Source organism: Janthinobacterium sp. HH102, assembly GCF_001758625.2.
Taxonomy (GTDB): Bacteria; Pseudomonadota; Gammaproteobacteria; order Burkholderiales; family Burkholderiaceae_D; genus Janthinobacterium.
Genome location: NZ_CP062062.1, coordinates 583,739 through 607,229, shown reverse-complemented (window position 1 = coordinate 607,229; position 23,491 = coordinate 583,739). Strand labels below are relative to the sequence as shown.

At 53.6% G+C, this 23,491-nt stretch carries 23 protein-coding genes; 6 read left to right on the top strand and 17 right to left on the bottom strand.

Features of this window, described 5'->3' with window-relative positions; translation table 11 throughout:
- Window positions 1-88: 88 nt before the first annotated feature.
- Window positions 89-769: a hypothetical protein gene (locus JAB4_RS02740; protein ID WP_139143935.1), complete on the bottom strand. Its 681-nt coding sequence runs from the start codon at window positions 767-769 to the stop codon at window positions 89-91.
- Window positions 770-782: 13 nt separating this feature from the next.
- Window positions 783-2,024: a site-specific integrase gene (locus tag JAB4_RS02735; RefSeq protein WP_070219090.1), complete on the bottom strand. Its 1,242-nt coding sequence runs from the start codon at window positions 2,022-2,024 to the stop codon at window positions 783-785.
- A 477-nt stretch (window positions 2,025-2,501) separates the two neighbouring features.
- On the opposite strand from JAB4_RS02735, the gene JAB4_RS02730 reads away from it, so the two are divergent.
- The 3 genes from JAB4_RS02730 (at window position 2,502) to JAB4_RS02720 (ending at window position 4,376) form a co-directional block, all read left to right on the top strand.
- The gene (locus JAB4_RS02730; protein ID WP_139143936.1) at window positions 2,502-2,687 is read left to right on the top strand and encodes a hypothetical protein; all 186 of its coding nucleotides are present in this window, start codon (window positions 2,502-2,504) and stop codon (window positions 2,685-2,687) included.
- 256 nt (window positions 2,688-2,943) lie between these two features.
- A complete protein-coding gene (locus JAB4_RS02725; protein WP_070219089.1) occupies window positions 2,944-3,951 on the top strand; it encodes a ParM/StbA family protein in 1,008 nt (335 codons plus the stop codon).
- A 14-nt stretch (window positions 3,952-3,965) separates the two neighbouring features.
- On the top strand, window positions 3,966-4,376 hold the full coding sequence (locus JAB4_RS02720; RefSeq protein ID WP_139143937.1) for a hypothetical protein: 411 nt from the start codon (window positions 3,966-3,968) through the stop codon (window positions 4,374-4,376).
- A 567-nt stretch (window positions 4,377-4,943) separates the two neighbouring features.
- Here the strand turns inward: JAB4_RS02720 and JAB4_RS02715 are convergent.
- The 12 genes from JAB4_RS02715 to JAB4_RS02660 form a co-directional block, all read right to left on the bottom strand.
- A complete protein-coding gene (locus JAB4_RS02715) occupies window positions 4,944-5,399 on the bottom strand; it encodes a hypothetical protein (RefSeq protein ID WP_070219087.1) in 456 nt (151 codons plus the stop codon).
- A gap of 4 nt (window positions 5,400-5,403) precedes the next feature.
- Window positions 5,404-7,020, bottom strand: a complete 1,617-nt coding sequence (locus JAB4_RS02710; RefSeq protein WP_070308600.1) for a UvrD-helicase domain-containing protein — start codon at window positions 7,018-7,020, stop codon at window positions 5,404-5,406.
- 30 nt (window positions 7,021-7,050) lie between these two features.
- A protein-coding gene (locus JAB4_RS02705) for an IS3 family transposase (protein ID WP_139143955.1) occupies window positions 7,051-8,201 on the bottom strand; the annotation gives its coding sequence in 2 pieces (ribosomal slippage) (window positions 7,051-7,955 and window positions 7,955-8,201; 1,152 coding nt in all).
- Window positions 8,202-8,258: 57 nt separating this feature from the next.
- Window positions 8,259-8,648: a nuclease-related domain-containing protein gene (locus JAB4_RS02700; protein WP_070308459.1), complete on the bottom strand. Its 390-nt coding sequence runs from the start codon at window positions 8,646-8,648 to the stop codon at window positions 8,259-8,261.
- 7 nt (window positions 8,649-8,655) lie between these two features.
- Window positions 8,656-9,828, bottom strand: coding sequence for a GIY-YIG nuclease family protein (locus JAB4_RS02695; RefSeq protein WP_070219085.1), 1,173 nt, complete (start codon window positions 9,826-9,828; stop codon window positions 8,656-8,658).
- Window positions 9,829-9,831: 3 nt separating this feature from the next.
- Window positions 9,832-11,751, bottom strand: coding sequence for a DEAD/DEAH box helicase (locus tag JAB4_RS02690; protein ID WP_070219084.1), 1,920 nt, complete (start codon window positions 11,749-11,751; stop codon window positions 9,832-9,834).
- The gene (locus tag JAB4_RS02685; RefSeq protein ID WP_070219083.1) at window positions 11,744-14,410 is read right to left on the bottom strand and encodes a DNA methyltransferase; all 2,667 of its coding nucleotides are present in this window, start codon (window positions 14,408-14,410) and stop codon (window positions 11,744-11,746) included. Before JAB4_RS02685 ends, JAB4_RS02690 begins: the two co-directional genes overlap by 8 nt.
- Window positions 14,411-14,488: 78 nt before the next feature.
- On the bottom strand, window positions 14,489-14,671 hold the full coding sequence (locus tag JAB4_RS02680) for a hypothetical protein (RefSeq protein ID WP_070219082.1): 183 nt from the start codon (window positions 14,669-14,671) through the stop codon (window positions 14,489-14,491).
- A gap of 288 nt (window positions 14,672-14,959) precedes the next feature.
- A complete protein-coding gene (locus JAB4_RS02675) occupies window positions 14,960-15,226 on the bottom strand; it encodes a hypothetical protein (RefSeq protein WP_070308458.1) in 267 nt (88 codons plus the stop codon).
- Between the two features lie 12 nt (window positions 15,227-15,238).
- Entirely contained in the window at window positions 15,239-16,075 is an 837-nt protein-coding gene (locus tag JAB4_RS02670; protein ID WP_070219081.1) for a GIY-YIG nuclease family protein, read from the bottom strand.
- A gap of 16 nt (window positions 16,076-16,091) precedes the next feature.
- Window positions 16,092-16,421, bottom strand: coding sequence for a hypothetical protein (locus tag JAB4_RS02665; protein WP_070219080.1), 330 nt, complete (start codon window positions 16,419-16,421; stop codon window positions 16,092-16,094).
- Window positions 16,422-17,368: 947 nt separating this feature from the next.
- Window positions 17,369-18,706, bottom strand: coding sequence for an integrase family protein (locus tag JAB4_RS02660; RefSeq protein ID WP_070219123.1), 1,338 nt, complete (start codon window positions 18,704-18,706; stop codon window positions 17,369-17,371).
- Between the two features lie 420 nt (window positions 18,707-19,126).
- On the opposite strand from JAB4_RS02660, the gene JAB4_RS02655 reads away from it, so the two are divergent.
- Complete coding sequence (locus JAB4_RS02655) at window positions 19,127-19,333, top strand: dodecin (protein WP_070219079.1); 207 nt, start codon at window positions 19,127-19,129, stop codon at window positions 19,331-19,333.
- 27 nt (window positions 19,334-19,360) lie between these two features.
- Here JAB4_RS02655 and JAB4_RS02650 read toward each other — a convergent pair whose 3' ends face one another.
- Entirely contained in the window at window positions 19,361-19,672 is a 312-nt protein-coding gene (locus tag JAB4_RS02650; protein ID WP_070219078.1) for a hypothetical protein, read from the bottom strand.
- A gap of 150 nt (window positions 19,673-19,822) precedes the next feature.
- On the opposite strand from JAB4_RS02650, the gene JAB4_RS02645 reads away from it, so the two are divergent.
- Window positions 19,823-20,197: a hypothetical protein gene (locus tag JAB4_RS02645; RefSeq protein ID WP_070219077.1), complete on the top strand. Its 375-nt coding sequence runs from the start codon at window positions 19,823-19,825 to the stop codon at window positions 20,195-20,197.
- Between the two features lie 199 nt (window positions 20,198-20,396).
- Window positions 20,397-21,389: an EDSAP-1 family PEP-CTERM protein gene (locus tag JAB4_RS02640; protein WP_070219076.1), complete on the top strand. Its 993-nt coding sequence runs from the start codon at window positions 20,397-20,399 to the stop codon at window positions 21,387-21,389.
- A gap of 70 nt (window positions 21,390-21,459) precedes the next feature.
- Here JAB4_RS02640 and JAB4_RS02635 read toward each other — a convergent pair whose 3' ends face one another.
- A complete protein-coding gene (locus tag JAB4_RS02635; RefSeq protein ID WP_070219075.1) occupies window positions 21,460-22,530 on the bottom strand; it encodes a LytR C-terminal domain-containing protein in 1,071 nt (356 codons plus the stop codon).
- 13 nt (window positions 22,531-22,543) lie between these two features.
- Window positions 22,544-23,482 carry a type II secretion system F family protein gene (locus tag JAB4_RS02630; RefSeq protein ID WP_070219074.1) on the bottom strand — a complete coding sequence of 313 codons (939 nt, stop codon included), beginning with the start codon at window positions 23,480-23,482 and terminating at the stop codon, window positions 22,544-22,546.
- Between the last annotated feature and the right edge of the window lie 9 nt (window positions 23,483-23,491).

The window sequence follows — 23,491 nt, the reverse complement described above, 5'->3', positions numbered from 1 at the left end:
CACCGGGCACTAACGCGAAAAACGGCCAGTATTTTAACCTCGGTAAAACATGAGGAAAATCAGCAGCATCTTCTGGCCAGCTATTCCATTAGCCCTCCTTTAAAAGCGCACACGCCTCGAACTGCAGCTCAACCGGATCAATGTACAACTGGCACCGATCGTGTTCGACAAGGAGGTCATGAAACGAGCCATCCGGGGAGTGTGCGACAGCTGCCTTGATCTTCTCTTGAACAATCCGTGTTGCCTCGCCCAGCAGATCATGCCAGATGAGTGGAATGAACACCTTGGCAAGCCAGGACCTGAGGGCTTCTCCACAGCCATCTTCACTGTAAAACGAAATGACTGACCAGTGCTCATTTCCCTCATCACAGGGAAACTTGGCATCATAGTACGGATGGTTGTAGTACAGCCACATGAAAAGGTCTTCCAGTTGCGCGCTTTGCGGGAACGCCAACAAGAGTTCCGTTGGCATGAACTCAAAACGCAACATCGGGGGACTCTTGTCATCATCGGGATCACTCGGGTTCGACTCCTCGCTCAGCGTCCCCCAAGGAAAAACATACCCCTGCTTATCAAGGTACTCGTCAAGCATGCTGAGTCCCCATCCATCTTTGGATAAACTGCATACCTGCTTGGCAGTGAAAATAGAATATTTGCCATGCACAAGCTCTCGTGTGAGCTTTGCTGGCATCCCAAGCTGTACAGGACACGCGCTGATCAACAAGTTCAGCGCCGCTTTATTCACTACCATATCTCGATTGGCATTCACTCTACTTCTCCTATTAACACAACAAAAAATCGTTCAACATCGCTTCAGCGCTGATGCGTAGCGCCAGAGGAGTCTCCAGCCCTGGAGACATCCATTCCACCCCGTGACGCCGGGCATGCTTCGCAAACAACATATGTGCCTGGTCTGCAGTCAAGAGCAGGCCAATGCGAGCCATCATTTCCTGAATAAACCGACAGTCCTCCAGCCGCGCGGCGGGAACTTCGGGCAGTGCAACAGCGTCAAGAATCCGAAGTGCTTTCTGAATCGTCACGATCCCTTGATCGCTGTCCGGAAAAAGTGCTGAGGACGAGTCGAAGGAACCGATGTACGCGCTTGTCACGGACTGCCGGTTGTGTCCCAATGCTTGCGCCACCTTCGCCTTCACGACGCCGCTATCGGCGCCATCCAGCTGTCCTGCGTCTCCACCCATCGTGGCTGGGATCATCCCGAGCAGCAACGCATGGTTCTCGGCAAATTGCGCGCGCAAACCATGTCCTGTTATGCCGGCATCGGCTTTGGTGAAGCCGAACGACGTCATCAAGTTCTCGTAGCGGCGGATGTTCTGCTCCAGACTGGCTATCTGGCCCGACCGGGAATACTCCCACCCAAGCGCTTTATTTTTCGACACGCGTGCTTTGACGTAGTCGAGCAAATCGCGCTGCGCGTTTGAAACGATGGGAATATTTCGCCAACGACCGCCTTTACCCATCCCCGGAAAAACCTGAAGGTAATGGCCGTAATCCTGAACGTGTGGATTGCATTTCAAGACCTCTTCGCGCCGCAGTCCAAAGCCCAACTCGAGGCGTAACATCAGACCGAGGCACGGGTCGCGCTCGTCAACCTTGCGGAACGTCTCGACCAAATCAATGCCATGTCCGGACCAGGACTTCGTGGTTCGTGCGGCCGAACGCACTTTCAACAATTCAGGATCTACATCCGGCAGATATTTCTGGACGGCGCCGACCATGCCTGGCTTGCCGAGCATGGCGCAGAAAACGCGTAATCGGGACAGGTCGTTCTGGACGGTTTTGGCTTTCTTTCGCTGGCAATACCACCAGTGCTTGACGAGCACTTCAATGTGCCGTTCGCCGAGGTTCTTCGGATCCTGAATCTTGTAGCCGAGTTCATGCAACCGACGAATTGATGCATATAAAACGTCTTTCGTCAGTGTCTGGGTGCGTTCGGACGCCACCTTGCCATTGACCCGGCATGTGCCTGCCAATTTCATGATGTCGTTCACTTTTTGCTGCCACATATTTCCTCCACAAGAACCATCGATACCTCTTATCACCAGATGCGGAAGCGCAGCGGGGCGGGGGTAAGGCTCCCGTCTTAAATAAACCGGTTTCGCATCAGCGGGCCTTACTGCCAACCACCGATGCGCCGAGCCCTTGCGGTACTCGGTGTCTCTTCCTGGGAAGAGAACTGAACATTGAGCAGTTTCTCGCTACGCACTCCCGGAACAGGTCCGGGCTTTGAGGGTGCGCGCCTCCAGTTATGGAAAGACCAGTGAGAGCTGGCGTGACGTTCTTAAGCGCCGTGCTTGACGCACATGCGGCCTGAGGGGTGACTAGCCCGATCACGATGTTTGCAGTTGAAGTATTGGAGGCTGGTGCTCTTCGGAGCGAAGAGCGAATGGAGATATAGCTATAGCGTGGCCGTCCGCCCTAACGACTCAAGCAGGAACGACGATCTGTGATCGAGTTTTCCCTGCCATTGCGCTGAAAAGCCGATGACGACACGTTTTGGGGATCACTCTGTACCTGCCTGTAGTGCCTTGCAGACAAGACTAGACCAGATAAGAGCTGATTTTTTGATGGTGATGAGTGCTCGCGATCGGATGAAAGCGAACGATGCCAAAAGCCTGGCGTTGCGGAAAGCTGTTCTCTCTCTGTGGACAGAACAACTTGAAAATTAATTTATAAAAATGCCGAAGGCCGACGCTGGGTACTTTATCCAAGCGTGGCTAGCATGTCAAGAAACATTGTTTGCAGGGCCGCTTGTCTGGATTTCCGCACCTGGTGATAGCTAATGACGGCGCATTTTCGAACCTCGATATTCGACACGGACTGCTTCCTGGTTCCGGTTGCATCGTCTGGTCACGGGGGAAACCTGACTTGCGCACGCCGGCTTGCGCTTTACATTAAATCTTTCACCGACACTTGGAGTTCTAAATGGAAAACATCTCAATCGCAATCGATGGCGGCCACTCAATGTTCAAAATACGCGCAGCCTCGCTGGCATCGCCAGACGAGCGTCATTCGTTTCAGATTCCCACTGTCGTGATCCCCGCGATCACGCTGACGAACGAGCAGACGCGACAAAAAGCTGAGCTCGAGACTGTCGAGGTGGATGGGCGCAGGTACTTCTTCGGCGATACCGCGTTGCGGCAAGGCCGCTCGGAAGTGTACACGGGACAAAATGCAGATTGGATCGAGAGTCCCCAGCACGATGCACTGGTGCTGGGAGCATGGCGCAAGGCTATGCAGGCGTTCGGCAATCCCTCCGCAAGGGTGCATCTGGTGATGGGCTTACCGGCCAAGTTCGTCGGGTCGCAGCGCGACACGCTGCGCGACCGCATCGTGGCTTTGCTGACCCCACGCCTACTGCCCGGCCAGACGCTCAGGGTGATGGTGCAGAGCCAGGCGGATGCACCGCTGCAGTGGCTCTCGATCCAGAATAACGGTTGTCTCCACCCGCAGCGAGATCTCGACAGCGAGGCCTGGGGCGTCATCGAAATCGGCCACTACACAACCGACTTCGCGCTGTGCGATCGCGGCTCCATGATGGAGTACGCGGCCATATCGTGCGCAGGCATGCATCTGGTCTACGACGGCATGTCCAGCGCACTGGCGCAGGCCAAGCTGCCAACATCACTGGACGTGGTCGATGCGGCAGTACGCAGCGGAAGCATCAAACACTTCGGGCAGCGCGTCGACGTCTCTCGCTTACTCAATCAGGCGAAAGCAGGCTTCGAAGCCGTCGTCATGGATGAAGCCAACCGCGTATTTGGCCAAAAAGCGGCCGTATTGGACGGCATCATCATTGGTGGTGGAGGTGCTGAAATGCTTCTTGATGGACTTAAACAACGATATCCCAATGCTGTCACCAGCGACGAACCGCGGATGATGGTCGCGGAAGGCTTCTGCCGCCTCGGCCTGTTGTCATTGCTGCAGTCCTGATCCAGGGATCTGCCATGTCGACACAAATGGATAAGCCGCCGAAAATCGGTACCGAGATCACGGTTCGCATCAGCCTGACTTTTCAGGAGGCTCCGGACGTCCACACGCTGCTGGCGATGACGCCAGTGCGCGAACGAGGCAAGCTCGTGCGCCTGGCTTTGGAGCGATACATCGCGGAGATAGGTCATCCAGCAGGTGACGTCGAGCAGCAGATCCATGCCATCTCGACATGGCTGAGGTCCCGAAGTGGGCGGGAGGAAACGACGTTGGCTACTACAAGCACTTCCGGAGCGCCCCGCCTGGTCGCGGCTGTGAGCGCAACCCAAGTTCGCGAAACGGCAAAGCCTGTGCCAGCACCAGGTGAACTGGCTCAGAAAGAGACATCCAGTTCGTCCTCCCCCATTGCGAGATGGCTTCAGACCTAATATGAAGTACTTACGGCTAGATCTCACAATATGGCCTTGCCAAAGGTATCCGCCAGTAGGCCGATCATGGACGCAGGCTGTGCAGGAAAAGTTGGACCAACTTGGCGTCGAGCTCGACATGGACACGCACAATGACATCGCCAGTGACGACCTCAATCATGCCAGTGGCTAGCCATATACCCTGTTGGTAACGGCCTCGCTGCACTCTTCATCATCACCGGCAGCAGTGCCGGCTGGTAGACTCCAACTAGCCGGCGCGCAGCTTGCGGCACCATCTGAACAACATATTAGCGTTGATGATGTGCTGACAAGCCAGCGTGACACCGAGATGCCAAGTGTGCATGCCATGCTGACACGGTACCGCTGAAATCGGCCGGATAGTTCGGGCGACCTTCGCGATTACCCATCGTTACACATGCCCCAAAAATAATTTCTATCAAAAAAGTGACCGAAATTAATTTGGAGTATGCGTTCTTTTAAAGGTAGACGGTTATGGGAAGAAGCTTACAAGACTTCCAACACGACTTACCGAGTTCTCATTTGCCAAGAATCATGATCAGCAGGACTTTACCTTCTTCTGCCCATGCCATAGCTACCAGCCAGCATGAGCCGTGAGTCCATGAGGTCATGGCTGACCTTGTCCTTCACTACCTTCTTGACAGGCTTTGTTGCAACTGCTTTGGTTACAACAGGTTTGTTCTGAGCTTGTGTCGCTGCCTTGGCCACTTGTTCTGGGGTGGCCTTCTTGAACTTTCTTGGCTTCGTATCCGTAACAACGAAGTTGAGACTCGGACGAAGAGAGGTAATGAAACCGCTGGCGTGAGTGCTGTCGTCAAGCAGAGCCAGGATTTTTTCTAGATAGCTGAAGTCATGGTGTTTGGCAGCATGTTCCGTAGCCATCTGAACCGCGAGGTTGTAGATACCAGATTGGTAGAGCTTCTTCAAATCAATGAAGGCACTGATCTTGGGATCTGTAATAGTGCTGATAAATTTTCGAAGCTCTGCAATTTTTTTCTCATCCATATTTTCAATACCCAATCGGTGTTGGTTCTAAAGCAGGACCTGAAGCAGCACTTTTTACTTGGCTGAATTCAAGCTTGTTAAGGTGTTTTCTGAAGAAATCAAAGTAAGGGCTGTTTTCTTCCAGAAATACCACCAAGTTCTCCTTCGCACGAGTGAGCCCTGTAAACACCATTTCTGGACTATCCCTATTGTTCACCAGCAAAAAGATAAGCGGAGACTCAAATCCCTTGAAGCTATGAGTGGAACTTAGCTTCATCACGCCGCTATTGAGATTGAATCCTTTCTTCTTCGCGGCACTGATCTCCTGATAATTCTTGGAGTATTTTGGGTGCTGTGTCACTTCAAGAGAAGGGAATGCGCATAGAGTCCGCTCCCTATGCGTTTCTGAAGTTCGCAGAACATGATCGAGTTCCCGCAAGACAATTTCTTGAGAGGAAATGATAGAAATATCATTGGGGTGAAGCTTGTTCTCTTTGGCTATCTCGATAATTTGCCCGGCAAGCGGGGTCAAATTTCTTCTGTCAAACGTGTTATAAGCTTGAATTCCTACGTTGGTTAGACTTAGCTGAAATGACTCATCCGAATCAATTTCATAATCTTGGAGAAGAAAGGCTTTCTGAAATGAGTCTACTAGGGGGATAATGGGTGAGTCGTTCGTATAGCGGAAGCTTTTTGTCAGCTTAACCCATGAGCCAAATCCTTCCACGACCTTTGATCGACGTTCTCCGTCCAATGCACGCTTATAGATGTTTTGCTTCTCATCACCGAAAAGAAGCATTTCTCCCTCTTCTTCAAGGAAGTATGAACGGATAATCTTGATCCACTCTGGCTTGTAATCCTGAATTTCATCAATCAAGATTGTGTCATACATGGTTTTGACTTCTTCGCCGTCAAATAGGGCTAGATTACTATAGTAGGTTGATTCCAGATAGCGATCACGCTCCCCAGCGATTCGGCGTGCAGTGATAGGATCATTGCCGTCATACTGAAGGGGCTCTGGAATTTCAATTTCAATCCCCGAATTGTTCAGTGCAATAGTGATAAACCTGTGGTAGTTGCTAATGTCAAAAGCTGACCAAGGGAAGTCCTCTCGAACCGCACTGATCTTGTCATGGATATAGCTACCCAGCGTAATATTGAAGGTCAATATTAAGACTCTGCCGCCATGACGCTTGTGAGCATTGACGGCTCTGCCAGCGAGAACGACCGTTTTTCCCGATCCTGCAAGGCCACAAATCTTGCTACGTGCCTTCACTGCACTCAGTATTAGTCTGCCTTGCTTATCGGAGTAGCTTGGCGGTTTTCCTTCCGATGCATAATGGTAAGGAGGATTAAGTAGCCTCTTGAATTCATTGTAAACGGATTCGTCAAAAATGCGTTCCTTCTCCTTGATGGGAAAAGTGATTTTAGCGAGATTGTCCCTGTGAAGGAAAAAGGATACATCTCGCTCAAACCGGTGCTTGCCCCGCTCAATCCATTCACGTTTTTTTTCGTAGACATCGAAATCTATTTTCTTGGTCTTGTAGTCCTCTACATTTCTTCGTGACTCGTCATGAAGCCGATCAAGGTGTGGGCTGTAGAGATTTTCTATATCTTTTTTTGAGCCGTGGTGGAAGTACACATAGGTCTTGATTGAATCGCCACGAGTTTTCTAGACACTCGCAAGCCGCTGGAAATACTGCTTTTCATATTCGACCGGCGACAAGTCATTGCTGAAGCTGTGCCGACGCTTTGGATTGTAAAACATCTCGATGTAATCGAAGACATCCTGCTTTGCTTCATCCCTGGTGCCGTATGTCTTTCGTCTAATTCGTTCCCGTTTCAAGAGCTGAAAGAAGCTTTCGGCGACGGCGTTGTCATGACAATTCCCGCGTCGGCTCATGCTCTGATGCAGGTTGTGCTCGTCCAAGAAGTCGCGCCAGTCGTAGCTGCTGAACTGGCTGCCCTGATCGGAATGCACCATCACCGTATTCTTGGGCTGCCGGCGCCAGACAGCCATCAGGAGCGCGTTCATCGCCACCTCTCGATCGATGCGCGAACTCATCGACCAACCAACTACCTGCCGCGAAAACAGGTCCAGCACCACGGCCAGATAGAGCCAACCTTCGTAGGTACGGATATACGTGATATCCGTTACCCAGACTCGATTCGGTTCTTCGACGTTGAACTGGCGCTGTAGATGATTAGGGGCCACCAGCGAAGGCGCGCCGCCGCGTTTGTATTTGCGCTTGGCATAACCGGTTTGCGAACGAATACCGGCCGACCTCATGAGGCGGTGAACGCGATTGATGCCGCATTGCTCACCGAGCTCGCGCAAGTCATCGCTCACTTTGCGGTAGCCGTACACGCTGCCGCTTTCCAACCATGACTCCTTGATTGGCACGAGCAGACGCTTGTCTTCTTTAGCGCGGCGGCTTTCAGGATTGAGGCGCCAGGCATAGAAGCCGCTGGGATGCACTTCGAGCACCTTGCACAGCCGGCGCACCGGGAACTGGCCCTGTAACTCTGCAATTAAGGTGTACCTTACCCGGACGTCTTGGCAAAGTACACCGCGGCTTTTTTCAATATGTCACGCTCCTCCGTGACGCGTTTGAGTTCAGCCTTCAAGCGCCGCATCTCGTCAGACTGGGCATCGACAGCCTTGCGCTCTGCCTCAGGCACGCCATAGCGCTTCGTCCAGGCATACAGGCTGTGGATGCTTACCCCGAGCCGCTCTGCTACTTCGCTCGCTGGGTGCCCACGGTGGGATACCTGCTTGACTGCTGCTATCTTGAATTCTTCTGTGTACCGCTTGCCACTCATAAGTTCTCCTTGGGTCCGATATTATGGCTCAGGAGTGTCTACAATTGTCGTGGCGATTCAGATTGCCTTGAAGAAGGTAGGACTCTTCAGGCTCTTTTCTAAAAGTCCATTAACGTGAATCTCAAAGAAATTCTTCTTGTAAGCATAGACTTGCTGGAACGGAGATTTCACCCGTTGGTAGATAGCCCGAACTGACCACTTATTGTTGGTATCAATGCCATAGAGGCTGAGATTCCAATCTTTGACTTCTATGATGATGACTCCAAGATTGGGTGACATCAGCACTATGTCTGGACGATCCCCATTGAAGCAGGGCTGAAAATAGACTTCAACATCGTCGTCAAGGGTAGTGGTAGTCTCCAAGAACTCCAACAGAAAGACTTCACCTTCGGTTGGTTTTTGTTTGGCAATTTTGGCTGCCTCCAAGCTTGGAATAAGGATTGCCATAAAGGCCTTATTGCCTTTCTTTTATGCTCTGGACGTCAGGGTCGTATCGGTAGTTCACTATGTCCCCATTGATCAACATGTTGGCTGCTGCTTCAATGATGTGCAGTGGGGCAATGAACCATTCGCGGGGTGAGAACCGCTGACCCTGCTGGTCAAAGATATCCACGTTGAGGCATGCTCGGCCAAAGAAGGTATGAAGCAGCAGTTCAAACTTCTGCGGATTAAGGTTGTAGCACTCAAATACTGCAATTACCTTCACCTTGGCCATCAGGTAGGTTGGCTCTTCAGCGGCATTCTTGATCCGCTCTTGCACTGGAACAGTGGAGTAACCAATCTTGTAGAGGTTCTTCGAGTCTGCGATTTCTGGGTCCTGGCTAAGTGACTGAAGCACGTAGAGATAGCCCGACTTCTCGTCACCTGCCTGAATCTGTTCCAGTGCCTCTAATGCCTTCTCATGGTGATCCAAGATGCGACGGCCAGTCGCATCCTTGTATAGTTCGGTAGCCAGAGAACGAAGCAGCATGTTGGACTCTGTGCCGTTCTCAAAAATGCAGCGAAGTCGTGCATTGACCTTGCCATTCTTCACTTCCTTCTCACCGACTTCAGAAACATAGACCATGACCCCATGCAGCACGAAGAAGTGGCCAGGCTGGATCTGCTGCTCCCCAGTGAATTGGCGTGCCTCACGAATGCCAGCGGTCAGTTCCACATGACACTGCTTGAACAGGTGCTCAAACTGCTCAAAGTCCTTGCAGCGTTTGCGCTGGGCGATCTTCTCAGGCATGTCCATAGGAGACTTCGGGACGTGCTTGAGGTCAAAAATGCTGGCGGCTTCGTCGTCCAGTAGACCAAAGGAATCGTCATTGAAGATGTCGGCCACTGAGGTGATGGGTTTGGCTGGCTCCACATAGTTGAGCAAGTGGAACTCATCGACATCCTGCAAGGCTTCACATTTTTCCTTGCTCGATCGCAGACCTTTAAGTCTGTTGAAAAGCTGGAACTCAAGAATGTCGGCCGGGTTGGACTCGGGTTCCTCACCATGCTGACGGATGAAATCATTGATCTGCTCGAACGATTGAAGTAGTCGTTCATCCACAGTGAAAGCAGCACGCTTGGGCTTAATGTTGAGTAAGCCCAAGTCATCGTCTTGCAGAATTTTTAGAAGTGAATCCTTCTCCACAGCCTATATCCTTTGCTGTCTGCGTTGGGCCTTGAGGTAGATCAGGGCATCAGCCATGCGACGTTCAAGAGGGTCCAAGGAGTTGACGTTAGGCTCTCTGCCTTGTGCCGTGAAGAATGCTTTTATCTTGGGCCAAAGCAGAATGGCTTCCTCATCACTCATCTGCACACGAGTAGCTTCAATAGTGTCTTGAATGACCTTGAAGACTTTAGTGGTGAGCGACTTGGACAGAATCTCAAACGCTTTCTGAAAGGGGTTCACCCGGTCAATCAGGTCAATGTGCAAGTCATCGATATTGATGAATTTGTCAGCCATGCGAACAAAGCGTTTATCACCTTCCTGCTTGATCTCACCATTCTTGATGACGGAATCAACCACGACATGCTGACGGACTTCTTCGACTTCTTCATCGCTTAGTTCAGGATATTTAATTTTGATGATTTTCGGAATCATCACCTTGTTAATTACCTCTGGATCAACGTTGCCAGGTAGTGCCTTCACGATCTTGTCGTCAGAAAGGATTGCAGCCTTCAGGTCGTTCAAGTCGGACTCAATGATATCCTTGACTCGCTTGGAAGAGGGTTCTTTTAGGCCACGAACTTTGATCTCGATGTCGGTGCTCTTGTCGTCGTCGTTCTGCTTCGTTTTGAACTTGAAGTTGGGGGCAAGCACCTGTTCCATCAGCAGGGAGCAGGTAATGGCCTTCAGCATGTTGTTGACGGACAGCTTCACCAAATCGTCTTCCGCATCAGGCTGGGCGATCAGATTGGTGAACTGAGCATGGCTCTTGTTGTCACTATCACGGGTGCAGCGGCCAATGATTTGAATGACTTCAGTTAGCGATCCACGATAGCCAACGGTCAAAGCGTGCTCACAGAATTTCCAGTCAAAGCCTTCCTTCGCCATGCCAAGGGCAATGATGAGATCCATGTCCTCTGGCTTGTCAATGTGGCGAAGGTATTCAACAGTGCGTTCGCGTGCATTGGGTTCGTCATGGACCAGATCGGCCACCTTCAGTTCTTTTCCATCGCCGTGCCGAACCACATGGATAACACCAGTTTCGGGGTCACGGTGGCTGACAGTGCCAATGATGTCAAGTATGCGATCCACCTCGTCATACTTTTCTTTGGTGGACTCGCCTGACTGCACGCTTGGTATGTGCAGAATGGTTTTCTGATCGGTATCTAACACCTCGTCAATTGCACTGAGGTATTTGCCTTGATAGAAGTGGTAGCCTATACCAAGGGACTTGAGGAAGGTGTAGCCGTTTAGCTGCTCATAGTAGTTGTAGCTGACCTTGGTGAACTGGGCTTCGTCTTCAGGAAGGAGCACCGGCACACTGTCGCCGCGGAAGTAGGAGCCGGTCATGGCTGCTATGTGGACATCAGACTTGGCCATCACGGTCCTGAGCAGTTCGCCAAGACGGTTTTCACCATCCGCAGAGACATGGTGGAATTCGTCAATGGCAAGAAGCACATTGTCAAATTCAGACTCTTCAACAGCCTCAAAAGCAAACCGCAAAGTGGCATGTGTGCAGATCAGGATCTTGGCATCGTTCTTCAAGAAGTTGACGAACGCTTGAACCTTGCTCTTGTCACCACCAGGCGTGCAAAGGTTGTTCTTCGGCTCAACGGTCCAGTCAGCGAAGAAGCCAAACTTGCTCAGTTCTACGCTGTCGAAGGAACCGCCAATGGACTTTTCAGGAACGGCAATGATGGCCTTGGATAGACCTTGGTTGATGAGCTTGTCTAGGGCAATAAACATGAGCGCACGTGACTTACCTGAAGCTGGCGGTGCTTTCAGTAGCAGGTATTGAGCATTTCGAGCCTCAAAGGCACGTTCCTGCATCTCACGCATGCCATATTTATTGATGCTGGTGCTCTTTCCAGTCTGGGCATATGTTACTTCAACAATATTAGGCATTCTGGGTTCCAGTCATTTTTTCGTAAAGCTTGAACAGAGTTTCCATGCGCTCTGTGTCGCTGTAGAATGGCTTCAATTGGTAGCATTGCTCCACAACCGTATCTAATTCTTGATGCGCCTGTAGTAAGTCAGCGGGCATGGAGCCTGGGTCATACAAGTCTTCAATGCTTAACTCTGGGTAGCCTTCTCGGATGGCAACGATCGCCATTGATTTCTCGCCAACGATTTTCTTTTTTTTATCGCTAACGTCCGGAAACGGAAATGTGTTGTAGCAAATTTCAGCAGAATATCTGAGCCGAGTTTCTAACTGACCGCCCACAGTTCTCACCCATAAACCGTGTAGCTTTGAAGAAATGATGCCGAAGAGAATAGGGTCATGCTTAAAGACGACAAAAGCTGCGTCAGTAATAACCGAATCTTTATCCATATAGCCGACAGGAACATATTCCCTTCGTTCTGACGAAGTCTTGGGGACTATGATGCTTCCACCTTTACCTGCAACCCGCTGAGCGAACTTATGAGCAATCTTAGCGTAGCCATTTGTCGTTTTTGCTTTTGACCGCATTCTAAAATCGTAGCAAGCATCAATCCTTGCTTTGATCGGAGGGATTGACCGTGCGAGATCTAGTTGTTCATCTTCAATCCAGAGACATTGACGCGGATTACCGTCAATAAATTCCTGCGTACCGTAAAGTTTTCTGAAAAGAGGTTTTGACTTCGGATAATCTTTGACTATGGAATTGCGTTCTTCGGGCTTGAGAATAAGGTTTCCACCATCGCGGGCCATGCACCCGATGACCATTGAAGGAAAATCTGACAATACATGGGAGGTTCTTCTTACGTAGACATCTTTTCCTTCAATGAGGTAAGGATTTATGTTCTTGACGGCCTTGTAGCTGTCTTGGCCGAAAAGAAGTTTTGCCTTCTCTTCCCTATTTCGCACACCTACAATAACGCAAGTTACACCAGCGTTATTTTTGGCGAAATTCGTCCACTTAAATGATGTGTAGGCGAAGTCAATTTCAAGGTTATGTGAAAAAACTCTGGGCCATAAATAGGCCACTTGTTCGCCTTGGCATATCGAGTTTGTCGCTACAAATGCATATTTCGCAGATTTTCCAGATATGAACTTTGCTGCTTTAATGAACCAGCAGCAAACATAGTCCGAATCCTTAAATTCCTCATCGTCTTCAAAAACTAGTGCGAGATCGGACTTTTGATCGGGTTCCTGATTGCGTGCGCCAAGATAAGGCGGATTGCCAAGTAAGTAGATTTCATTTTCTGCCGTTGCAGATATGAAATCATCCCAATCTACTTGAACTGCATTGTTTGCAATCACATTGCCGCTACTCTTCAAAGGAAGTGCCGGGGCGCAGTTGCCAAAAGATGCCTTGAACTTTTGGTTCATCTGATGTTCGGCAAGCCACAGAGATAGAATGGCTACCTCATGGGCGAAGTCATCAAGCTCAATGCCATAGAACTGGGAAAGCTTGATTCTTGAAAGCGGAATCAGGCCGTCTTTGGAAAGCTCTTGAAGCCGCTTGAAAATCGCCATTTCAAGCTGACGAAGCTCTTTGTAGGCAATGATCAGGAAGTTTCCTGATCCGCAAGCAGGATCAAATATCTTCAGGTGTTCAAGCCTGAGAAGCAACTGTTCCAGCTTTGATTTGCTGTCTGTTTGCTTTTCAAAATCTTCCTTCAATTCGTTGAGGAAGAGCGGTTCAATGACCTTCATGATGTTGGGCACCGACGTGTAGTGCATGCCCATGTTGCCCCGCTGGCCGGGGTCAACCACGGCCTGAATCATTGAACCGAAAATGTCGGGATTAATTTCGGACCAGTTCAGATCAGCACCACACTCGATGAGCATGGCACGTGACTTCCGATTGAATTTCGGCACAGGCAGCTTTTCAGCAAACAAGCCACCATTCACATAGGGGAAATCTGTGATGTAGTCAGGAAGACCTTTGCGGTGTTCCTGGTTCATTACATCAAAAATCTTGCTTAGATAGTCGTCAAGGTCATTACCATCAACAGCCGTGTGAGAAGCTATGTGATTTGTGAACAGCTTTTGGGGCTCAAAGATCCCTGTATCTTCTGCGAAGTAGCAGAACAAGATCCTGGACAGGAAAACGTTTTGGGCGTGGATTTCCTGAGTGGTTTTAGCGGCGTTGTTATCTCTGAGAAGGTCAAACAGCTTAGCCATTTTTTCGGCGGCTTTGACATCTGCGGGATTCTCGCTTTGTGCTTGAGCCTTCTCCAGTCCTGCCCACGGAAGGAAGAAGTCAAATTTATTGTTCAGTTCGGCCAAAGAGACATCTAAGGTGTCTGCTGTCTTGGTATCAATGGCTAGAAGCTGAGAATGATTGATCGCAATGATGAAGCGTGGCTGGTGCTTTGCAACCACGTCTGCATGCTTCATCTCGTCGATGACGGACAAGAGCTTGTCGCTATCGGTGGCCTTGAAATAAACCTGCTTCTTCCACAGCACTTCATCTGCATTCTTGGCAAGGTTGTAGCTACCCTTGCCAACGATTTTCAAGCGAGTGATGGATGCCTTCGGCTTACCGTAGCAATCAAGCAGGTTGAAAAGGAATTCAGCCTGATCAATATCACAAATTAGGGTTCTTACTTTTTCTTCTACTTGAGCAATGTTCATTGGTATGTCTTTGTCGGCGGATTGAGGCTGTCAACGGAAAGGCCCCGAAGGTGCTTTTCCTAAGATTAAAGTTAGGACTTAGGCAGCTTCGAATTCAACTTCAGTGAGCTCACCCAACTGATCCTTGTTTGGAAACTCGTCTTCACGGCTAGAAAGCTTCTTCCGAAAGCTGATCTTGACCTTCTTGCAGGCAGGAGTCACCAGCCATGCATCAACGGACTTGCCGCCATTGTAGGCCGTGAATGCACCTTCAGCTTCCAAGATTTTTTAGTGGGTGTACAAGCCATACGCTGATTTCGCCCCTATTAGTGGACTTGAGCAGCTTGCTAATGACATGGGTGCCACACCAGCATTGCCGGTATCGCACGCAATAGTGGCCAAGCAATAGACCCTGATTGGATAAGTTTGCCCTCGCAGCATGCAGTGGATCTTGCCCTCCACTTCGGCGACATTCCGCTTGTGGCTCAACGCCTTTTGACCATTGCGTGGATCGCGACCACGATAGGTATCACGAGCGATGCGGATTGGATATGAATCATAGGTACTTTTCTATCCCTGCCGCTGGATTTCCATGCGCTCCATTTCTTCGTCACGTCTAGCGACAACCGTGAGGCGCTTGCGCCACCAAGCGTCATTAACAAGATGGTTCATCGCTAAAATACGCATCTTATGAGCGTTAGGAGACTCAGCCGTAAGGGAGCATTGCGGCGGGTCAACACGTTGGGCTGCACAGTAGTGCAAAGCCTCGGCCAATTTTCCTGCATCAAGTAAAGCTATGCAGACTATCGCGTGTTTGTTCGCATCATCGATATTCATTCATTCTCCCATTCAGTTAGCGTTCAATCCAAAGGCACGACTCCCCAGTGCCCTCTTCCAGTATTTCTCTCGGACCGATGCCATAGCGGTTGATTTCAGCCTTTCGAGAAGCGTAAAGCGAAAATGATTGACTGCATCGGGACATTTTTCCAAACGCGCTTCGAGTAGCTTGTTACCCCCATGCCCCGTCGCGATGTAATCACCCCATCGTTGTAGTATGCCCACTCCTCCCGAAGCTGAGCCCACATATTGTTGGCCTGAGAGTTCATCGGTGATTAGATAGATGCCTGGAATGCACAGCGCCTCCTTCCATTCCATATAGGCTACGGCGGCTCTTAACTCTGACATCATCAACGACACGTTGGCCAGGTTGATGAATGGGGTTAGGCACGCGCTCCGCATCGTGACGGGATAATGGATCTTCTCCTTACCCATGTCCCTTTTCCAACGCACCTCCACAAAAAAAGGAATCTCCGCTTTGAGGCGTAGGTCTTCAAACCCAGGCAACTCTTCAAGTTCGTGGTAGTGCGGACTCAGGCCGATAGTCCCCTCGAAGCTTTCGGCCAGAAGGCCAAGAGCCAAGGCGTCGGACACGTCAAGCACTTCCTTGACGATCCACACACCAAGAAACACGGCTTTGGCCGGCGTGTGGCCAAAGAAGCCCACCACGATATTGCCTGGCGAGAGCTTGAAGTCCTGGACCGACTGGTAGAGCGTCAGTGCCTTCGTGCCCACATATTTGAACAGGTCGGGAAACTTGCTCGAGGCGTGGCGCATGATCACAACCCTCTGTTTTTCGCAGTCGATGCCACGCTCACGCAGTAGTTCGGCAAAGCCTATATCGCCCACGTATTCTCCTTGGCGGTTAAGCGAACATCGCGGCTAGGCCGACGCCATATCCAACGGCTGTAAGCAACACACCTGCAAATGCGTATCGCAGATTCTCTTTAGCTTCGCGGCTCAAGCTGCCCCACCGCCCTGACTGAACATGAGATTTTGAGGAAAGCTGCCAGGCAGGAAGCAACATTCCACTAAACGTACAGAACGCAGCAACACCTGCCATAGGTTTCAGGCTCCAAGCCCAGGCCGCTGTAAGTAGGCTGAACGCGGCAACTATGAACACGTAGTGCCTGACAACTAGGCGGCCAGTCTCCAGGTTAGGATTCTCTTTTTTTAGGTGCTTCATATTGGACATATCTAATCCGCTACATGGCGGCCTTTCAAAGTTCGCGGCTGACTGCCGCTCGGTTGCGCCAGGCGGTGCGGGATTTTTCTTCGCCCCACCCAATATTTTGACGCCAAAGCTAAACATTCAAATTCAAAATAAAAAATATGCAATGTTTCATTATCATAATACATTGGCAAAATCCTGACGAAGCCTTTCTTTCGACACCTGCAAACACGGGTCAACGTGAACTAATTTGGCATGCCCCAGTATGTGCTGAAGCGTCTCGATGCGGTGCCCCTGATCAAGCAAGCTGGATGGCATAATGCGTCCGCCAGAATTGCTAGTGCAGCCTTTGATCCCAGCCCCCCCATACAGTTAATCACGTGTGTTTTGAGAGCCTCATAGACCGCGAAACTGAGTGCAGGCGTCGATGCCACAGTGGATCGCCGTCCATGTTCCACCGGCACTTGATGCGCAGTGCCAAATAGTCGTCTATGCGGTCGTAAGATCGCAATTTATCAGGTACGCCCAGCGTCGACGACAGCCCTTTGCCAAAATAGCTCGAAGACTTACCTCTTGCCGCAGTCGACCGGAGGAAAACATGAAGTTACCCACCTCAACTTGCGTCATTTCGCTGACACGAACACCCATGTGGATGCCCATCATGAGCACCAGAACGTCGCGCTCGGTATCACGGCTGGTAGCTTTGGACGGCTTAGATGATGATATTGCCCAGATAGGAGCACTGCGGCTTGGGCCATTGAACAACGCTGAATGAAGTTGAGAGTGGTTGTATGCAGAGTGAGAAACCATTAGCGTCTTTTTCTAGTCGACTGCATGTTCGCTTTTGTCCTCGGAAAAGTCCGTACAGCAATTTCAAAAAAAGTTATAAAGGATGCGCTGTCAACTCACGCGTCCACTGGGGAAGGTTTAGATGCGCATGCATACCGCTCCAAACGCCAACCACTTTCCAGCTAAGCGCCCACAACGCGCAATATTGCTGGCAAAGATACTAACTCCACACCCGCCTGCTCAAGAATCCAAGTTTCAATTTTCGCGTGCCAGACACGAAGCAAGTCCAGCGGCCGGCGAATGTAATTTTGCTCGCGCACCCCTTGCGGCGCGTGCCCTTGAATCTGCGCGGCGATGCCGTTCGGCATCTCGATCCACTCACTTAATGTGGCAAATGAACGTCGCAGGCCATGTAAGGTAAGCTGCGGCAAATTCGCCACGGCGACGGCCTCGTTATGCGCGATTCGCGGCTCTGCGATATGTCCCGACGCGGAAGCGGGACTGGAGAAAACAAAGGTATTCCTGCGCGGCAGGTTAGCCAAGAGCTGAGCAACGAAAGGAGTCAGCGGGACCATTCGAAAGTCTTCGACCTTGTCGGACAGTTTGATACTGCCCCACTGAAAATTTACGTCTGTCCACTTCAGTGCCGCGAGCTCCTCGCGCCTGGCGCCGGTGAGCAGCAGAACTTGCAGATAGGCGGCAATGACCGGGTTTCCGATCTTGCGCACTGCGCTGAACCATGACTGCAGCATCTCGCGTTGAAGAACGTCATGGCGCCGCTTCTCTTTACCCAGGCTCTCGCGCACTCGCGCGCTCTTTGTCGGATTGCTAGTGACCATGCTCGAATACGTTTTGTGCGAAGCGCACCAGTTCATGAAGGCCTTGAGCAGTCGCCATGCCAGGCGCGCGCTGGATGGACGGGTCTTTGCTTCCTCTCGCGCCCAGGCTTCCACGCGCTCGTTTGTCAGATCGATGAGGCGGAGCGAGGACAAGGACCAGAGCGGACCGGCTTTCGTCAATGCCGGACTGCGTTTCCGAGGCTGGCCACCATCCTGAATGATCTTTCGATGCGCGGCAATATGATGTTCTGACCAGCCTGCTTCTCGCGTCGCAATGCGGTCGGCAATGTACTCAGGCCAGACGCGGCCTAGGGTGACGGACTCCCGCAGCTGCTTTTCCTGTTCCGCCACAACGGCAGCTTCTTGCATTGCGCGCGCGTCTCGCTCTGCAGCGAGTGCATCTTCCCGTACCTTTCTTGGATCCTGCCCGTTATCGAGCAGTACCTTGAGGCGCCGTGCTTCGGCCTGGGCCTTGGCAATGTCCCATGTACGAGGATCACCGATCGTCAGCCGGATGGTGGCGCCGTCCAGCTTACCCTGAAAAATATAGGACTTTGCACCCTTCGACGTTACCCGCAAACCGAGGCCTGGTGAAGCGGTATCCCAAAGGAATGACTGACTTTTTCCCACCTCACAGGCGAACTCCTCTACCCTACCCGCCGCGAACTTTATTTTTTTCACTATTACCTCAAGAAGACGTGCTGTGTAAGCGCCATGTAACCGCCATGTAACCCAAATGGTAGCATAACGATCAACAGTCATCTGCATGAAATAAAAATCGAAATCACGTAAGCATTTGATTTTTAAAGATATAATTAAAAATATCAACGATCATCAACAATCCTGAATACCGACTTGCGATGATTTGTAATCATCAGGTGGCCAGTTCGAAACCGGCAGTCGGCACCAGAATTCAGTAGGAAATCAAAGGGTTACCCGCTTCGGCTGGTAGCCCTTTTTTTCTTTTCTCCCTTCTGCGAATTACTCCTGTGATGGATTGCTGCACCGCGCAATGACTATCAGCACATTTAGGCGCAAGATGAGCACGTGCCTGCGCAATGCAGGCTCCCGATGTCTGGCTTGCCTACCTGGGGAAATATCATGTCCGCACACATTTACAAGCTGATCGAACTGGTCGGCACGTCGACCGAGAGCAGCGATCAGGCGATACGCGATGCCATTGCCAAGGCGGCGCTGACGGTCAGGCATATGGACTGGTATGAAGTGACGGAATCGCGCGGCCATATCGTCGATGGCAAGGTGGCGCATTTCCAGGTCACGCTGAAGGTCGGCTTCCGGCTCGAATAAAGCGATCGAGTAAGGCAGGCCGCGCGCTCACCGCCGCCCGACCGTTCCCCGGCTCTCCAGCCACTCCCGGCCGCCGGCCTCCAGCGCGGCCTCGATCACCTTTTCCGGCAAGCTGTAGACGGTCGCCCAGCTGGCGCGGCCGTCCTGCATGTTCGCGGGGAAGCTGTGCGTTTCAATCGGCCAGTGGTATTTGCGTTTCAGCGCCATGACGATGGCGGCCAGCGAGACGCGGCCTTGCAGCGGTTCGGCGCCGGACTGGTCGCGGTTCGACAGCAGCACGGCCAGGACCTGGCCGCGGCCCGTGCGTGCGCCGGGGAAGGTGGGGGTTTTGTTTGCCATGGCCTATTTTACCGGGCAAGCCATGATGTGCCGCACCTTTGATCTGGCGCAAGCGCCGCAACGGCGTTGCGGCCACGATGAGCATTTCGCCAGGCGTGCCGGTGCCCCTCCGGCAGCCTGGGCTAGCGACAAGGGGCACAGGAGAACATCATGCACAGCCTGAACATCCACGCCATGCAATGGCAGCCCGTCGCCGATATTTCCGCCGTCCATCCGCTGCTGCCCGACGACCTGGCGTGTTTTCGCGAACTGCGCGACGTGCTGCAGCGCTATGGCGCGCTCGACCGCTTCGGCATTTCCCTGATCCACCGCCATTTCGACATCGCCGACGACGAAGAGCTGATGGAGTACACGGATGCGGCCGCCCGCACGTTGACGGTGAAGCCTGTCAAGAAAAGCGACATCGACTGGCAGCACACGACGATTACCAACTGGAAATTGACGGAGGGCGAGGAAGTGGCGCGCATCGGCTGCGGCTGCGCGCGCAATTCGGGCGGCCACCTGGGTTATCACCGAGGCACCTGAAAGCGGCGTCGGCCTTTCTTACACTTTGCTTCCACCGGCTCAGTCTGCTTTACGCAAGCACTTGATTCCATGTGCTTTTTTTGTGTGGCATACAAGCTGCTTATCACTGTCTACGAGATGAATTCAGACAAGTCATTCTGGACATTCTGGATTCTTTCTCCCCCGGATTTCCCGAGACTGACTACGATAAGAGGCTGCGATGAACGTCGATCACACACGAAACAAGACCCTGGGTTGGCTGGGCGCACTGGCGGCGGCAAGTCTGCTGGCCAGCGGTCAGGCGCAGGCAGGTGCGTACGGCCTGGCCGTCAACGAGTTGAACAATTTCCGTATCACCACCAGCGCCGGCGCGCTGTCGCTGGCTGGCGCCAACCGCAATGCCAGCGACAGCGCCTTTTTCGAAGGCGGCGTGGCCGTCAATCCGCGCGCTGTCAATACGGGTCCGGCCGCCAACGCCGACGTGCTGCAAGTATGTTCGGGCGGCGGCTGCAGCGGCTTGCCGCAAAACCACTACGGCCCCAGCCCCAACTCCACCCTGGAGTTCGCCCGCGGCGATGCGCACGCCTTCGGCAATATGCTCACGGCCGCCGGCTCCACCGTGAGCGCCGTCTCGGAAGCACAGCGCAACACGGTGGGCGCCGCCACGTCGACGGCCGGCGACACGCTGACCGGCTCCGTCAACCTGACCCTGTCGAGCGCCGGCTTCATCACCTTCAGCTTCATGGGCCGGCGCGACCTGCGCACCAGCGTGACGACCATGGGCGACAAGTCGAACGTGTCGATCATGGATATCTTCAATATCTCGTGCAATGCCGCCAGTCCCGTCGGCTGCCTGTCGCATGCGAATGCCGACGGCGTGATCTTCCAGTTCGCGCCTGATGGCGACGCCAGCAATGGCAGCGACATCAACGGCAACCATACGGTCGGCAGCCTGGACCCGTTCAGCCTGAACATGACGGCCGGCACCAACGACCCGGCCACCGGGCGCGCCTTCACGAATGGCTTCGCGATGTTTTCCCTGACCTCGAATTTCGCCCTGCCCGCCGGCAGCTACACCTTGAATTTTTCCAAGTCCACGCGCACCGACATCGTCGTCATCGATCCCTTGCAAGTGCCGGAGCCAGGCACCCTGTTCCTGCTGGGGACGGGATTGGCCGCCCTCGCCTTTACGCGCCGCCGCCAGGCTAAATAAGCACTGGCACGCTCAAAAGCACGCGGCGCCCGCAAAAGGCGCCGCGTTTTTTTATGCCAGCCGATGCGTGTTAACCGAGCCGTGCCAGCGCCTGGCGCGCCAGCTGCAATTGCTGCAGATAATAGCGGTGCAGCATGGCGGGGTCGCTCAAGTCGCGCCCCAGTACCAGACGCAGCTCGCTGGCGGGGCAATCGGCGGCCTGGGTCTGCACCTGGGTCTGTACCTGCGTACCCAACTGGCGGGCCAGCTGGCGCGCCGCCTGTTCCTGCGCGGGCCGGTACTCGACGCGCGTGCGCGCCACCTGGAAGCTGGCTTCATTGGCCAGGCGCACCACCTGCACGGGCGCTCCTGCCAGACTGCGCGCCAGTGCGGCGGCCAGGCCCGGCACGCCGTTGCCGTTGACAATTTCCAGGCGCGGACGCGGCGTGCCAGCCACAGGCGCAGCCGGCACCAATGGGCTAACGGTCAGGCTGCGCACCGCCGCCGGCACGCGTCTCAGGCGGGCCATGCCATCGCTCTGCGTGATCTCCACGCGCGCCATGGCGGGCGCATCGGGCACCGGCGCGGGCACGCCCTGCGGCGGCGCCTCGCCGCGCAACAAGGCCAGATCGCGCCGCACATCGTGTTCCTGCAAGCTGGCCGCCTGGCGCCGCATGACGGCGGCGCGCTCGTGCTGTCCCAGCCGTTCCAGTACCTGCGCCAGGTGCTGCCAGGCCAGCGCATTGAGCGGATCGAGCAGACACGCCTGTTCCAGCACGGGCAAGGCTTGCGCGTCGCGGCCGCTTAAATAATAGGCGTGGCCGAGATTGCTGAACAGATAGGCCTGCTGCGGCTGCCGTGTACCCGCCTCCTGCGTCAAGGCCAGCCAATGGGCGATCGCCGCGTCATGCTCGCCCCGCTGCGCGTGCAGCACGGCCAGTCCGTTGCGCGCGTTCACGTGGCGCGGCGCATGGCGCAGGGCTTGCTCATAAGCCGCTTGCGCCGCGGGCAGGTCGCCCCGCTCGACATGCTGGCGCCCCGCCGCATAGGCGGCATCGGCGTCAGGCCACTGCGGCGCCGGTGCATGGGCCAGCTGCGTGGTACAGGCGGCCAGGCCCAGACAGGCGCAGGCGGCGGCCAGGCGGGATATCGTCAAGCGCATGGTGAGACTCCTTTCAGCGGCTGGCCATGGCCGGCACGAGCACGCGATAGACTTCGATCACGGCCGGCCCCATCAGCACCAGCATCAGGGTGGGAAAGACGCAAAAAATCAGCGGGAACAGCAGCTTTAACGCGATCTTCGCCGCCGCCTCCTCGGCCAGCAGGCTGCGCTTGCCGCGCAGATTTTCCGAATGCACGCGCAGCGAATCGCCCATGCTGGTGCCGAAGCGTTCCGACTGGATCAGCATGGCGACCAGGGTATCGACGTCTTCCACGCCGCTGCGCAAGGCCAGGTTGCGCAGCGCCTTTTCCTTGGAAAAACCGGCGCGCATTTCCATCAGCACCAGTTGCAATTCCTGCGCCAGTACCACGCTTTTGATGTGGATCTCGCCCGACACCTTTACCAGCGCGCGCTCCAGGCTCAGGCCCGCTTCCACGCACACGGTCAGCAAGTCGAGCGCATCGGGGATGTTTTCGAAAATGTCGCGCTGGCGCCGCTTGGCCGTACTGGCCAGCACCAGGTTGGGCAGGTAATAGCCGATGGTGGCGCTGACGCACAGCAGCAACAGCAGCACGCTGCGCAGCTGCGCCGCCATGGCGCTGGCCGCATACAGGCCCAGCGCGGTGGGAAACAGCAGGGCCAGCACGCTTTTCGCCGCAAAGTACAGGGCCGGCGCGCTCGCCTGGCGCCAGCCCGCGTTCATGAAACGCGTGCGCAGCGGCGAGCGCTCCCAGCCCTCTTCCGGCAGCGACAGCTTGCTGAACGGCTGCGCCACGCGCACCACCCGCTCGACCCAGCCAGTATCGGCCACCGCCTCGCTGGCGGCCGACGCCGTGGCGCCGAACAGACGCTGGCGCAAGGTGCCGGGAAAGAAGATCAGCCACGCCAGCAGGGCCAGCGCCACCACCACGGCAAAGACGATCAACAAGAACAGCAGTTGTGCACCGCTCATGCCACCTCC